This is a genomic window from Methylomonas sp. MgM2, assembly GCF_054172045.1.
This window is the reverse complement of the sequence record NZ_JBSYXO010000006.1, coordinates 38,421-51,189: the sequence shown is the minus strand read 5'-3', so window position 1 is coordinate 51,189 and position 12,769 is coordinate 38,421. Positions and strand designations below refer to the sequence as shown.

At 51.4% G+C, this 12,769-nt stretch carries 13 protein-coding genes; 6 read left to right on the top strand and 7 right to left on the bottom strand.

The window, feature by feature from the left end; translation table 11 throughout:
- Positions 1-362: 362 nt before the first annotated feature.
- From ACW73I_RS06695 to ACW73I_RS06670, 6 genes are all read right to left on the bottom strand, one after another.
- Positions 363-1,094 carry a DUF998 domain-containing protein gene (locus ACW73I_RS06695; RefSeq protein WP_458028467.1) on the bottom strand — a complete coding sequence of 244 codons (732 nt, stop codon included), beginning with the start codon at positions 1,092-1,094 and terminating at the stop codon, positions 363-365.
- On the bottom strand, positions 1,075-1,872 hold the full coding sequence (locus ACW73I_RS06690; protein WP_458028466.1) for an alpha/beta fold hydrolase: 798 nt from the start codon (positions 1,870-1,872) through the stop codon (positions 1,075-1,077). The genes ACW73I_RS06695 and ACW73I_RS06690 overlap by 20 nt, the downstream gene beginning before the upstream one ends.
- A gap of 220 nt (positions 1,873-2,092) precedes the next feature.
- Positions 2,093-2,650 carry a hypothetical protein gene (locus tag ACW73I_RS06685; RefSeq protein ID WP_458028465.1) on the bottom strand — a complete coding sequence of 186 codons (558 nt, stop codon included), beginning with the start codon at positions 2,648-2,650 and terminating at the stop codon, positions 2,093-2,095.
- Positions 2,651-2,685: 35 nt separating this feature from the next.
- Positions 2,686-3,429, bottom strand: a complete 744-nt coding sequence (locus ACW73I_RS06680; RefSeq protein WP_458028464.1) for an Lcl domain-containing protein — start codon at positions 3,427-3,429, stop codon at positions 2,686-2,688.
- A gap of 76 nt (positions 3,430-3,505) precedes the next feature.
- Positions 3,506-4,222 carry a hypothetical protein gene (locus ACW73I_RS06675; protein WP_458028463.1) on the bottom strand — a complete coding sequence of 239 codons (717 nt, stop codon included), beginning with the start codon at positions 4,220-4,222 and terminating at the stop codon, positions 3,506-3,508.
- A gap of 231 nt (positions 4,223-4,453) precedes the next feature.
- Entirely contained in the window at positions 4,454-4,846 is a 393-nt protein-coding gene (locus ACW73I_RS06670; protein ID WP_458028462.1) for a hypothetical protein, read from the bottom strand.
- 404 nt (positions 4,847-5,250) lie between these two features.
- Between ACW73I_RS06670 and ACW73I_RS06665 the strand changes: the two genes are divergently transcribed.
- The 4 genes from ACW73I_RS06665 to ACW73I_RS06650 all read left to right on the top strand — a co-directional run bounded on the left by ACW73I_RS06665 (position 5,251) and on the right by ACW73I_RS06650 (position 9,108).
- Positions 5,251-6,366, top strand: a complete 1,116-nt coding sequence (locus ACW73I_RS06665) for a sensor histidine kinase (RefSeq protein WP_458028461.1) — start codon at positions 5,251-5,253, stop codon at positions 6,364-6,366.
- Between the two features lie 136 nt (positions 6,367-6,502).
- Entirely contained in the window at positions 6,503-6,913 is a 411-nt protein-coding gene (locus ACW73I_RS06660; protein ID WP_458028460.1) for a DUF6326 family protein, read from the top strand.
- A gap of 240 nt (positions 6,914-7,153) precedes the next feature.
- Positions 7,154-8,308, top strand: coding sequence for a sensor histidine kinase (locus tag ACW73I_RS06655; protein WP_458028459.1), 1,155 nt, complete (start codon positions 7,154-7,156; stop codon positions 8,306-8,308).
- The gene (locus ACW73I_RS06650) at positions 8,305-9,108 is read left to right on the top strand and encodes a LytR/AlgR family response regulator transcription factor (protein WP_458028458.1); all 804 of its coding nucleotides are present in this window, start codon (positions 8,305-8,307) and stop codon (positions 9,106-9,108) included. The genes ACW73I_RS06655 and ACW73I_RS06650 overlap by 4 nt, the downstream gene beginning before the upstream one ends.
- A gap of 192 nt (positions 9,109-9,300) precedes the next feature.
- Here ACW73I_RS06650 and mobI read toward each other — a convergent pair whose 3' ends face one another.
- A complete protein-coding gene (gene mobI, locus ACW73I_RS06645) occupies positions 9,301-9,786 on the bottom strand; it encodes a conjugative transfer protein MobI(A/C) (RefSeq protein WP_458028457.1) in 486 nt (161 codons plus the stop codon).
- 340 nt (positions 9,787-10,126) lie between these two features.
- On the opposite strand from mobI, the gene traF reads away from it, so the two are divergent.
- Together traF and ACW73I_RS06635 are read left to right on the top strand one after the other, a co-directional pair.
- Positions 10,127-11,293 carry a conjugal transfer protein TraF gene (gene traF / locus ACW73I_RS06640; RefSeq protein ID WP_458028456.1) on the top strand — a complete coding sequence of 389 codons (1,167 nt, stop codon included), beginning with the start codon at positions 10,127-10,129 and terminating at the stop codon, positions 11,291-11,293.
- Positions 11,290-12,741, top strand: coding sequence for a conjugal transfer protein TraH (locus ACW73I_RS06635; protein WP_458028455.1), 1,452 nt, complete (start codon positions 11,290-11,292; stop codon positions 12,739-12,741). Before traF ends, ACW73I_RS06635 begins: the two co-directional genes overlap by 4 nt.
- Positions 12,742-12,769 lie beyond the last annotated feature (28 nt).

Here is a 12,769-nt window from a genome sequence, read left to right as displayed (position 1 = left end):
GGCATTCGGCCGACAAGGTAACGGCATTAGACCGACGGGCACGGCATTAGACCGACAAAAAGCACGGCATTAGGCCGACGTTTGACACGGCATTAGACCGACGCTTCGAGCAAATTGTGAAATCGCCGCAGGCTATGCTATTCGTGGGCTGTGGCGATTTTCTTGTACAGAAATTTGAGGGTGCTAATCTATATATAATCTTTTTTTAATCAATATATAGGGACGGTGATAGTAAGGATTTCGTTGTCGAAACGAATGTTTGTGATAGTTTGCATGAATTCCTATCTATGCCTTGGGCTATTGTTGGATTGTTATGCTACTATCCTAAGAACCCCAGTCGCTGACTCAAACTCGATGGCTCATCATCGGGTTTTTTTCAGCGCTTTCACTTCATTCAAACAGTCGGATACGGGCCATAGCATGGTCCCGGTGAGGTTTTTGATACTTCCCAACGTCAACCAGCCAAACAGTATGGCTTCAATGCTGCGTTGCACCGCTCCTCGAAAACCAAACAACCCTGGAACAGTCATTAACAGCAAACCCAACCATACTAATAGGCCGGACAATTGGAGTACCTTGGCCAATCGGTAGTTATCGCGTCTGGCTCTCCCAAATAGTAATAATCCCAAACCTCCGCCGACGTATTCAAGCCCGCCGAACGCATTGTGAATCATTTGACGCCATGAACCCCAGAGGGGCGCTCCCAGATCACACGGAAAAAAACTGCATCCCACGTAGGCGACTCCAATGCAACCAAACGCTGCCAATCCCTTGCGAACCTCTACCGTAACATATTGCTGCCGGTATTCGGTCAATACAGCCCAGCATTGCAATAAGCCTAATGGTAACGACCAGCCAAAATTGATTCGGTTTGCGAGCGGTGTCGAAATGGTACTCAACTCGCTAATGGTCTGGCTGATAGCATCATAATTCGACAACAGAGTCGGTAAATAAATCACTCCGCAGAGCCAGTACAGTGATGCAGCCAGGCCGAGCCAGGCACCTAAAAAGTTGGATTCATTCTTCACACGTTCTGAACGGTCTATTCGTGTTGTCAATCCGCCGTGAATAGCGTCATTGTCGCTCCAACACATCACGAATTGCCGCAACAACAGATTCGGGCATTTCTAGCGGCACGGCGTGGCCGCTATCGACCCAGATTTGTTTGGCGCCAGGATACAGTCGGGCTAGATCACGGCGTTTTGCATTAGCATCGTTTGCTAAGGGCGATGTTTGTTCAAGAGGCTGTAACGCACTAAGCACAACTACTGGTTTTCCGGTAAAAGTCGGGATGGACAATACTGCCTCGCCAGTGGTGTCTATGGCGTCAAATTCCTGTTTTTCGACATCTGAAGTTATCAACTGAAATAGCATGCGCCCCCACCAAGGCCAGTTTTCATAGGCGCCATCGCCTTTGAGTTGTTCAGGATGAGTCGAATCCACCAGAATCAATGCACTTATCTCATCAGGATGAAGCCTAGCAAACAGTTGCATGTATAAACCACCCAGGGAATGCCCTACCAGAATGTAAGGCGGCGGCAGATGTTTGGCACGCAGTAACAAGCGCAGTTCTTCGGTAATATGTTGTCCATCACGTAGGGTGGGTGCGGACTCGCTGTTACCGTATCCGGGGCGATTGTATGCAAATGCAGTGATATTGCCGCTGAGTTCGGGTATCACTTTTGCCCACCAATCCATCGTGCCGCCGAGGCCGTTTTCGAACACGACCGTCTGGTTTCCATTGCCGGTTAAGGCGTACTCCACCCGTCGGTCATCAATTTGAGTCGTGGCCTTGTTTGGCAACGACGCACAAGCAGGCAGCAGCGTTGCAAGCAACAAGGAAATAATGGTTTTGAAGCTAAAGACATACATACAAATTTCAAAATCCTGCTAATTCAAACTGACAAGAAGTCACCAATCAGTGTATGCCGAGATCCGGGCGATTGGGGGACAACGACACGAATTCCATCCTTTGTTGGATACACTGAAGGTGACAAACTTTTTATCAAACCGATTGGACGCTATCGATCCGAACAGTGTTTATCAGCTACCCAGAAAACGCTGTCGCGCTAGCGGTTACCCCGTCTCCCCGTCATGCATTGCGCCGACGAGTTATAAACGCCATCAGACCGCTCACGAACAGCCAGCCAGCCGCCGGCACAGGTACCGGCGAGGTGGAATAGGTCAGGTTGTCAATAATGAATCCATCACCCGATTGACCGTGGAACTGAATTTTATCGACCAGCCCGGCATATCCCGATGCCAGCCAGTAAATATCGAACGGTTGATTTTCCGCGTCGAGAGGCGAGCTGTAGACCTGCCGCCCTTGATAGAACAGCGAAAAACTGATGTCAGTGTCATAACCCCAATAGTTGTAATACATGCCCTCGAAAACCACCGGGCCCTGATCGAACGTCAGCTCACCGTCACGAGTATGCAACCGGTTTTCACCCAATTCCGGGCCATGTAATTCGAAGTCGTGATAACTCGATACTTGACTTCTCATTGACTCCCAACCGGACAAGCCGCCGTATCCGTCGACCAGATCCCAATCGTAGATACCCTCGAAATCGACCACGGTAGTCGCCGCGTTCGCCGTGCCAATGCTCAGGGTTGCCGCCAGCAGAACGGCCATTGTTTGCTTTTTCATGCGTGTTTCCCCTTTGTCTTAGATGGATGGCTGGCTCAAGCCGTTTGAGTATTGTCGGCTTTGGACCGCCCGCTATACAAGAATCCCATCACAACACTACTGAACAACCAGACTGCGCCGGGGAGAGGCACAGCCGCCACATCGCCGTCGCGGACGGCCCAAGCGTAGCCAATGCTGAACGCACCGCTTTTATAGTAATTCTGCTGACTACCCAGCGCGGTATCGAAAAACCAAGCTTCGTCGGGGCGGGCAGGCACTTCGTCGCCCGACCAGTACTGCAAGGACTGCAGATTCTTCACTAGGCCGACGTCGTTTTGCCCGCCAGTATCGCCGTTGCGGTAAATACCGAAGTTGGGGTTGTCGCTGCCATCCGGAAACTGAAACGCGGTCAAGCCCAGATTGACGAAGTACATGTAGCCGAGCTCGGACTGTTGACTGCTGACGTTAAAGGCGTAGTCGGACGAGCCGTCGTCGGTAAAATTTTCGTTGTAGGCCACGCCGTTGACCGGCTTGATGCTGGGCAAACGCCAGTCGCCGTAGCCGCCGAATTCAAGTTGTTCGGCCCAGGCCACCGCGCCATACCAATCCAGCTTGCCATCGGCATCGTAACCGCTGGTTTTAGCGTAGTTCGCGTCCTGCAGCCAGGTTACGTTTAGAACCGTGTCGTAAAGCATGCCGTTGCCTCTGTCCAGCAATGCGGCATTAGCGGACATACTGATGCCGCCAGTCAATAGCGCCGACAGTATCCACCGAGATTTACTCGAAATAAGCGTATTCATGATGTTGTTCCTGAAAGTTGAAAAAATCGTTGCACGACGGGCCAAGCGAGAATAGGAGTCGTTTGGCCTTGATCGATCAGGCAGCTACAGGACGACGTCGATTGACCATCCAACCCAATAACGGCGCTCCAAACAACCAAACCGCGCCTGGTAGCGGCACCGGAGCCACATCGCCGTCTCGCACCGCCATGACTCGCATCAGGCTGCCGGCCGCCAAATGGTATTTTTGCTCGCCTGTGACAAACCGAAAGGACCATGCATAAGTTCCGGATTGGTTGTATGGCGTGCCGAACCAGTAATAATCCGCCAGGAGGTTGCTGAACAGCGACTCGTCGTTGGGATTGTTGGGGTCGTCGATCAAACCGTATTCGAGTTGCTGCTGGCCGCTGGCGTTGACCAAGGCCTTATTGCCTAACGCTCCGTAAAAGAGGCTAGCCAATTCGGAACTGGCGGTATCGACGTTATAGCCACAATCGGTGCCGCTATAGGCATAGTTGCAGCCTTGAGCGCCCAAATCGACCATTGTCGGCATCCGCCAGTCGCTGTAGGTTACGTTACGAACAGTATCGTGGTACTCCAGACCGGCGACCCAGACATTCGCTTCGTTCCAATTCATACGGCCATCGCTGTCATAACCGCTGGTTTGCGCATAATTGGCATCGGCCAGCCAGGTGACATTCAGGTCGCTGTCGTAAATAAGGCCGCCACCGCGATCAAACAACTGCGCGTGCGCGCTTTCAATCATTAATGAACTACACACCGATAGTGCACAGCAAAGAGTTCGACGTTTCATCGTATTTCTCCAAAGAATTCGTCTTTAAAATTTAAAAAGTCATCACAATCTCTACACCGTGACAGCATTGTAAAAAGCCCTGTCTGCCGCCTCTATTCAAATTCTTTCAATGGTCGCCATGCGATTGCGAAGGAGAAAAAATTCTGCGAACAGCGATTAATCGACGACGGAATGCAATCACAGGTGTCGGAGATAGTTAGTAAATTAGTCACGAGTCTGCTCGAAGGAGCGTCAGCATTTGCCCGCAGCTCGAAGCAAGGCGTTGCAGTTCGCATTGTTGGTTTTCCCGATGTCGCTCGAGCCTTTGGTAAAATCCGTGCACATGGCATCTGCCCCGCTTGCCATACCCCACGACGCGAACTGACCAAACCCGGACGGCTCTAAAATTTCACATTTAAAGGTGGCTCCATCATCCGTTTTAACGGTGTACTGCATGCCGTTATAACCGGCCGGAGCATCTGTGGCCTGAGAATTGGTGATTTTAAAATTGCCAATCTCACGGCCAATAGCCATTGATATTTTGTTCTCGGCATAGTTTCTGCCTTGAGCAGAAGTATTATTTCCGGTTGTTGCGCAACCGGAAAACATCAAAAAGAGAGCTACCGCTAGAACTTTATGTGCCATTTGATTTTCCCCCGCTCCAAGTCAAAGAAACGCTGGGCATAGGAGCGTAACGATATGCCTAACGTATAGAATTAGCCGGCAAAACTTTAGTGCCTCGCATGAGGATCAAATGAACTTTGGCCACGCCTGCGTTCAATGCTGTGTTTTCCGGTTCCCCAATTCAGTGCCTGCCCAAACCGGACAGCGGCAGGCAATAATCAGACTGAACCGGGTTCCGAAAATTAACCTTGGCTTGCAGGCTCTCACTTGACTTGGTTGTATTGTAAAAATGCCTGTTCGCGTTTTCTCTTCAATTTCTTCCAAGCGCTACCAAACTTCTACGAAGGCGAAAAATTTCTGCGAATGGCGACAATTCGACGACTAAACACACTTGTGAGAAAGTTGTGACAGGGGATAATGCCGTCATGAAACCGACGAAATCATCATCAGATTGCACCATCAGCCAAGCCCAGGTTCGTTTCGGCCTGATCTACTGGGGGGGCGCGTTCTCTTCATCCGTTGTTCTGTATGCGCTTAAGACGGTCTCGTCAGTTGGATATGCTCAGCATGCGATCTATATTGCTGAGAAAATCCTTCGATACGGATCAGGCTGGCTATTCACAACGGTTATTTCCTATGCGTTGTTTCAATTGCATAAGCGGGCAGCACTTCGCGGGCCATCGGAAAGCTCGCTGCCAATTTTTATCCTGTCCTCCTTCTTGATCTCCTTAGCAGCAGCGCCGGTTTGGGCCGGATTTGGCTATGCCGCTCAAGCTGCCTACCCACTGCCGCAACTGTCAGACTACAACTGGAACAATTACATCAACGACACGGCGCTTGGCGCTGCCTTGTTTTTTGGGTGGTCCTGTCTCTACATCAGCCTAATGTTCAGTTTCGAGCTTCATGAGCGTGGGCTTCGGCTAGTCGCGGCCCGTGAGGAGGCGTTATCCGCGCAAATGCGTGCGCTACGCTACCAAGTGAATCCGCATTTTCTGTTCAATACCCTCAACTCGATTGCCGGGCTGATCGAAGAAGGTGCCGCTACCCGCGCCGAACGAATGGTGCTTTCGCTCTCTACCTTTATGCGCACCACACTTGCCCTAGAGCCCATGCACGATGTATCGCTCGCCGACGAAATCGCGTTACAGGAAGAGTATCTGGAGATCGAACGCGAGCGATTCGCCGACCGTATGTCATTCAAAATTTTTGTTCAGGACGACGTGAAGTCCGCCCTTGTTCCCAGCCTTATCCTTCAGCCTCTGATTGAAAACTCGATCAAACATGGCGTCGGTGCGACGGTTGGCTCCGTAGAAATTACGCTCAGCGCCTATCGCGAAGATAACCGGCTTCATGTGATTGTCGAAAACGATATGCCGCGTGACGATGCATTCGCTAATTACCGCCCAGGCATAGGTGTGGGTCTGCGCAACGTGGATGAGCGTCTGCGCGTGCGTTTTCAGGATGACGCTAGCTTTCTCGCGGGCCGAATATCCCCCAGCCGTTACAGGGCAGCCATTACTCTGCCTTGGAGAAGTGCATGAGCAGGGTTTACTTCTCGTATCAACGCCGAACTGGTGGCCAGCGCAGCCTCATACGGATTTTGCGCCAGCGGCACGGGATCGGCCTAATCGAGGCAGTCATCAATGTCATGGTTCACAAAACTAAAAGGAGCTACACATGCTAGAAGACATAAAAATCAACATAAAAGTGCAACTCGCGGCTCTATGGACTGCGCTAATGTTTCTCTACATCTATGTCGATTATTTCCACTTGTATATGCCGGGTTCCATAGGAGATATCCTGGCAGGAAAAATGTTCGTATTTGACATTACACAAGCGGCTCTATTGGCAGGATTAGCCTTGGTAACGATTCCAGCGCTCATGATTTTTCTCTCCGTTGCCTTGACCGCTAAAGGAAATCGCTGGACAAACATAATCGTCGCCACGGTTTACATTCCTTTTACGTTGTTCAATTTGGCAGGCGAGGCATGGATACATATGGTGTTTGGAGCAGTTGTAGAAGTTGTTCTGCTTTCCCTGATTATCCATTATGCGTGGAAATGGCCACGCCAAAGTAGTGAACCATAACAACCGCCGCCCGGTGAAAGCATGCCGAAATACCTATTGCAATGATTTACGTGGCAGGCTTTGTGCCTTATCGATAAATCATTGGGTGAATATTGCTGCTCCCGCTGTTACGTTTTTAATTGTTGTGAGCGAGCGAATAATTGGAAAATAAAATGCTGTTGCGCCACAAACAAAATATTCAGAATCGTTCTGCAATTGCAAAGTTTATTATTCGGCTTACAGCCTGCCGGCGAGAAATTGATGCGTAAGCCTAAGCCGGACCACAAGTCTCTTGCCAGACGTAAGACCATTCAGTCTTTAAAACTTCAGATCGAGGATGGAATACCTCCTCGTGAATCCCTCTTTGGAGAGGCATTTAGGCTGGGAATAAGCTACCTGCTCCTGGCCGCTTTATTCTACGGCCTGTCTGCATTTATTCCTGCCCCGGAATCATACCTACACGTTCCGGCGGCCTTCGTCGATCATTCTGCGCTGGTCGAAATTGTCTCCGGACTTACATCTTTTTTCATCATGTCGATTGCAGTCTGGCATCTGCGAAAAAACAAGATGATTCACAACATCGTTATATGCTTCCTTATCTCCGCCATCGTTTCCATTGTGGATTTCATCCTCACACAAGAGTTTTACAAAATCCTCTACGCCACCACGAACCTAAATTTTTCATTGATGGACAACATCATAGTATTATTTATGTGCTGGGCTATGTTCTTTGGTTGGTCTTGTGCGTTTCTTACACTTTTATACAGCTTTGATGTCAGAGACAGGGAACGCCAATTGGCCGCAGTTCGGGAAGAAGCACTTTCCGCGCAAATGAAAGCGCTGCGATACCAGATCAATCCGCATTTCCTGTTCAATACGCTCAACTCCATTGCCGGTCTGATCGAGGAAGGCGCCGCCACACGCGCCGAGCGCATGGTGCTGTCACTCTCGACTTTCATGCGCACCACACTTTCGCTCGATCCTATGCACGACGTGTCGCTCGCCGACGAAATAGCCCTTCAGGAAGAATATCTGGAGATCGAACGCGAGCGATTTTCAGACCGTATGACATTCAAAACCATCATCCAGGAAAACGCGCGCGATGCCCTCGTTCCCAGCCTGATCCTCCAGCCATTGATCGAAAATGCCATCAAACACGGTGTTGGTGCCACCAGCGGTCAAGTCGAAATCGTGCTTAGCGCTTCCCGTATCGCAGACCGGCTGCATATTGCCGTGGAAAACGACATGCCGTGCGGCGACGCCAAAGGTAGTCGCCTTCCAGGCATGGGCGTTGGATTGCGTAACATAGAAGAACGCTTACGCGCCAGGTTTCAAGAAGAAGCACACTTTTCATCTGGATGTATTTCACCCGGCCGCTACCGCGTCGCCATGAACTTACCCTGGAGGCATGCATGATGGGTCTCACCGTGCTCGTCGTCGATGACGAACCGCTCGCCCGGCGCAGGTTGGTTCGCATGCTGGGCAGACTGGATTGGGTCGACCGCATCGAGCAAGCAGCAGACGTGGCGGAAGCCCGTTGCAAAGCACTCGAATTGCAGCTGGATATCCTGCTGCTGGATATTCTGATGCCCGGAGGCAGCGGTTTCGACGTATTGGAACAATTAGGCCCGGAGCCGCCCATCGTCGTTTTCGTCACCGCCTTCGATCATCATGCATTGCGGGCATTCGAAGCCAACGCCGTCGATTACCTCACCAAACCCGTCGAACCTGGCCGTTTTGAACAGGCGATGGAAAGGGCAAAAGTCGCAATTGCCGCACGCAACCAAACCGACCGCATTGCCGAATTGCAAGAAACCATCGCCGCCCTCAAGCGCGCCTTGCACGAACAACCCAAGCAATACAACCAATTCTGGGTCAAAGTCCGCGGAGAACACATCCGCGTCACCGAGGACAAGATCACTCGAATCCAGGCCGAGCGCGATTACGTGCGCATTTATGTCGATGGCGCGGAGTACCTCTACCACGAAACGTTGACCGCCTTGGAAAAGCGCCTCAATCCCGAAGAGTTCATTCGTATCCACCGTAGCGCCATCGTGCAGCGCAACGCCATTGCCCGCATAAAACAAGCGCCGTTCGCCGCTATGATTGCCGTCATGAAAGATGGCGCCGAAGTCAGGGTGGGCAGGACTTACGCTGCCGTCGTACGTAACCAACTCACCAAAAACCGGGAAATCAATCAAGCGACCCCATCATAAATTTATAGAATGTGGTTTTGTCTGATATTCCAAGGGGTGAGCACCTAGCCGCGCTTTCCGAGAAGGTGCTTTGTCCGGTTCCACTCGAGTTGCTCTTCCTATTACTGCAAGGCGGTGAAGTAACAGCAATTGGCCGAACAGGCACTTAAATTCATGTTAGATTTATTGGCGTAATGCTTGTGTATCGGCACCTCAACTAACGAATTTGTTGTTTTCGTTGGCATCAATCACCTTGCAATATCGCTGCACCGCATCCCGAATTTTTCCCAACCGATCGAGCTGTTGCCGGATATGAGCAAACTCGGTTTCCAGTTCTTCGACTAATTCCGTCTCCCAGGCGGGTTCGTTCTTCAGCAGGTTGCCGAGCGGATAACGATAGCCACGGCCTTTCTTAACGTACTGCGCAATGGGCTTGTTTTGACCATTTTGTCGCAATGTGGCCATGCGGTACCACTCAATGCTGAAAGCGCGTTGGTTTTCCCGGCAGCGGATGCGGACGCCAATTCGGCCCGATTCGCTTTTGCTGTGTTTCTGGCGTTGGCTTTTCAATTGTCTCCAATAATCGTCGACTAGCACTTTGGCTTGCGCCTGGAGATGATCGCACCGGGTTTCGACCCAATGCAGTATGTCATGTTCGGTGAGAGTGGATTGAGCGGTGACAAGTTGTTCGCTGGACATGAATTTTCCTATTACTTAACTGTAGGGATAGATATGGACAATGCCTAACGGGATTTTCTGTTCATTGCGGGCACTTGGAAAGTGCCTCAGTGCATAGGTGTTTACACCTTAAATCCCTACCGCAGTAGGCATATCACTGTCATTTTCTCAATGATTCACTTAGGCATTGCCTTAGCAAATCGGCGTGATTCATGCCTACCGAGGAAATTACTTCGGGCTTCCGGCTGATTACATTTGCCACGTTTCCCTACTAGCGTAGGGAAATCCAAAGTCGAATTTCCAATTGGGATTTGTGGGGTATCGTCCGTTCGCAATAACGCCAGCATTTTAGGCGACCGATATGGGATGCCGATTGCAGTTGACGCCGAATTTGCGGTCGTCTGACGTTACGGTCGCGATCTGCGATCGCTTTTCGAACCAGCTTGCAGCTGATGGCGTTTTCGTCGTCAGCTGCAAAAGTCGCTGGGAAAATCTGACGGACAATAGCGCGATGAACCGAAATGCCATTTTTTTGCCGATCATCATGAGCTTGTGTCTCAGAGCCTCAGTGGCGATGGGAAAAGACAGCGCGCCCGAGGTTTCCTATTTCTCCGACAAACAGCGCGGCTGGTTTTGGTATGAGGTGTTGCCGGAGCCGGTTAAAAATTCCCAAACCGAAATTCAAGCCGATCAGGACAAACCCAAGTCTGACATCAAACCGTCCAGTGATGTTGAGGCTGAAATCGAACCCAAAACCAAAACACAAGCCAAGCCCTCTGCAGAACCCCAACCCCTGTCCTCGGCCTGGTTGAAGCAAAACCTTGAGCATTATCTGAATCAGGCGATCGACGATCCGAGTCCCGAGAATGTAGCGGCGTTTTACTACCTGCAGCGGGTCATGATGGACAAAGCCGAGCGCTTTACCAATGCCGCCCGCTACGTGGTGATGTCAGATCCGCAACTCGATGAAACGGTACGCCGACCGGTGGCGACCTATGCGGCCAATGAAGCCAATCACCAAGCCAGCGTGGTGGCCGAACGCGCCTTGAAAGCGATTGCCGCCCAAGCCGGCATTTTGTTTTTCTTCCGGTCCGATTGTCCTTATTGCCATGTGCAGGCACCAATTCTGGCCATGCTGGAAAACGCCTACGGATTCAAGATTTATCCCGTGTCGTTGGATGGTTTACCCATGCCGAACGGCTTTTTCAGTCAGTTCAAACGTGATAGCGGTCAGGCCGCGATGTTGGGCGTTGAACAGACGCCGGCGCTGTATCTGATGAAACCACCCAAGCAAATCGTGCCGTTGGCGCAAGGTGCATTGTCACTGGAAGAACTCACCGGTCGGATTCTGCTGGCCGCCAAGGAAGCCGGTTGGATCGATGCCTCGCAATACCAAACCACCCAGGGTATTCGTAACACGCCGATGCTGTTACCGGACGCCGGTAGCATCAGCCCTGCGGTCACTCAAGATCCACTGTCATTGATCCAGGCATTGCAACGCAGTGCGCAAATGAGGAGCACGCCATGACTTCGTTTTCATTGTCTCTGCGGCATCGTCAGCTGCTGGTGTTGATTTTGTTGGTTGAGAGTGCCGTTCCAGCCTATGCGGACCTGCAACAGGAAATGGACAGCATGTTCGGCACCATGACCAATTTCACGGCGCCGACCGCGCATTTGGGGCAGCGCCGTGGTGTAATCACCGGCGGCAGTCTGGTGGCGCGCAATGGCATCACCAACACCAATTTGGTCTCGTTCGTGCCGCCATCCTTCAGTGCCGGTTGTGGCGGCATCGATTTGTTCGCTGGCAGCTTCAGTTTCATCAACTTCAACCAATTCGTGCAATTGCTACGCAATGTGGCCGCCAATGCTTCAGGCTATGCGTTTCAGTTGGCCGTTGGCGCCATGTGTCCTTGGTGCGCATCGGTAATGACCGACCTGCAAAAGAAAATCCAGGAAATGAACCAGATGTTCAGCAACTCCTGCCGCTTGGCGCAAGGCTTGGTCAACGATACGGTCAAAGCCTTCGATTTGCAAAGCAAAACCAATTTGTCCAATGCCTCATTTACCCAAGGCATTTCGGATGTGTTTTCCAGCTGGACCAATACCAGTACCTTGGGTGATCCGGTACAGCAGATCAAGCAGAACGACCCGACTGATATGACCAAGATCATTCAAGGTAATCTGGTCTGGCGGGCCTTGGTCAATCAGAACGCCGGCGGCTGGTTCCGGTTTGGCGGTAACAGTTTGCTGGAAGCGGCGATGAGTATTTCCGGCACCGTGATCGTCGATGCGCCGCAAGCCGCGCCCGACGGCAAAGGCGAGAACAATGCCATCAACGCGCCGCCACCGATCTTAAGAATCAAGGATTTGATGTACGGTAACGATGCCGGCAACAGTTATCAAACCGTCAGGATGTACACTTGTTCGGATGGTCACGATGCCGACCAGTGTCTGAAACCCATTGTCCAAAACGTCAATCTGGTCGGCTTGAAACAGCGAGTGATGGACATCCTGTTGGGTTCGGCCAATAGCGGCAACGGCTTGATTTACAAATTCTCGACCAACACCGGCCAAATCACTGATAGCGAAAAAGCCTTCATGCAAACCGTACCGGATGCTATTGGCGGCATGATCCATAACCTGGCACGGGAAGACGCCGGCATCGCCAAACTCTGGGCCGAAGAAGCGGCACCGGTGATTGCCTTGGAATTGGCACAACTGATCGTCAACGATTTACTGAATGCTGTGCAGACCGCGGCGCACATGAACGACCACGCCTACGCCAAATTGCTGATGGATGCCTTGAAGGACGCCCGCGAGCAGATCCAGGACGAATACGTCACCATCGCCGGTCGTTATGGTAATCCTCAAACCCTGATGGCGTTTTACCAGCAATTGATGAATACCGTGAAGCCCAAGCATTACGGTACCGTGGCGCAGTTGCCGGCTTCCGGGATGGCTTGGCCCAGTCCTTAAACTCGCATTTCTTGTCTCCATGATGGTT

Bases quoted from the DNA above. Each gene is read 5' to 3' on its own strand.
- ACW73I_RS06695 (WP_458028467.1), bottom strand. From the start codon at position 1,094: ATGTGTTGGAGCGACAATGACGCTATTCACGGCGGATTGACAACACGA.
- ACW73I_RS06690 (WP_458028466.1), bottom strand. From the start codon at position 1,872: ATGTATGTCTTTAGCTTCAAAACCATTATTTCCTTGTTGCTTGCAACG.
- ACW73I_RS06685 (WP_458028465.1), bottom strand. From the start codon at position 2,650: ATGAAAAAGCAAACAATGGCCGTTCTGCTGGCGGCAACCCTGAGCATT.
- ACW73I_RS06680 (WP_458028464.1), bottom strand. From the start codon at position 3,429: ATGAATACGCTTATTTCGAGTAAATCTCGGTGGATACTGTCGGCGCTA.
- ACW73I_RS06675 (WP_458028463.1), bottom strand. From the start codon at position 4,222: ATGAAACGTCGAACTCTTTGCTGTGCACTATCGGTGTGTAGTTCATTA.
- ACW73I_RS06670 (WP_458028462.1), bottom strand. From the start codon at position 4,846: ATGGCACATAAAGTTCTAGCGGTAGCTCTCTTTTTGATGTTTTCCGGT.
- ACW73I_RS06665 (WP_458028461.1), top strand. From the start codon at position 5,251: ATGAAACCGACGAAATCATCATCAGATTGCACCATCAGCCAAGCCCAG.
- ACW73I_RS06660 (WP_458028460.1), top strand. From the start codon at position 6,503: ATGCTAGAAGACATAAAAATCAACATAAAAGTGCAACTCGCGGCTCTA.
- ACW73I_RS06655 (WP_458028459.1), top strand. From the start codon at position 7,154: ATGCGTAAGCCTAAGCCGGACCACAAGTCTCTTGCCAGACGTAAGACC.
- ACW73I_RS06650 (WP_458028458.1), top strand. From the start codon at position 8,305: ATGATGGGTCTCACCGTGCTCGTCGTCGATGACGAACCGCTCGCCCGG.
- mobI (WP_458028457.1), bottom strand. From the start codon at position 9,786: ATGTCCAGCGAACAACTTGTCACCGCTCAATCCACTCTCACCGAACAT.
- traF (WP_458028456.1), top strand. From the start codon at position 10,127: ATGGGATGCCGATTGCAGTTGACGCCGAATTTGCGGTCGTCTGACGTT.
- ACW73I_RS06635 (WP_458028455.1), top strand. From the start codon at position 11,290: ATGACTTCGTTTTCATTGTCTCTGCGGCATCGTCAGCTGCTGGTGTTG.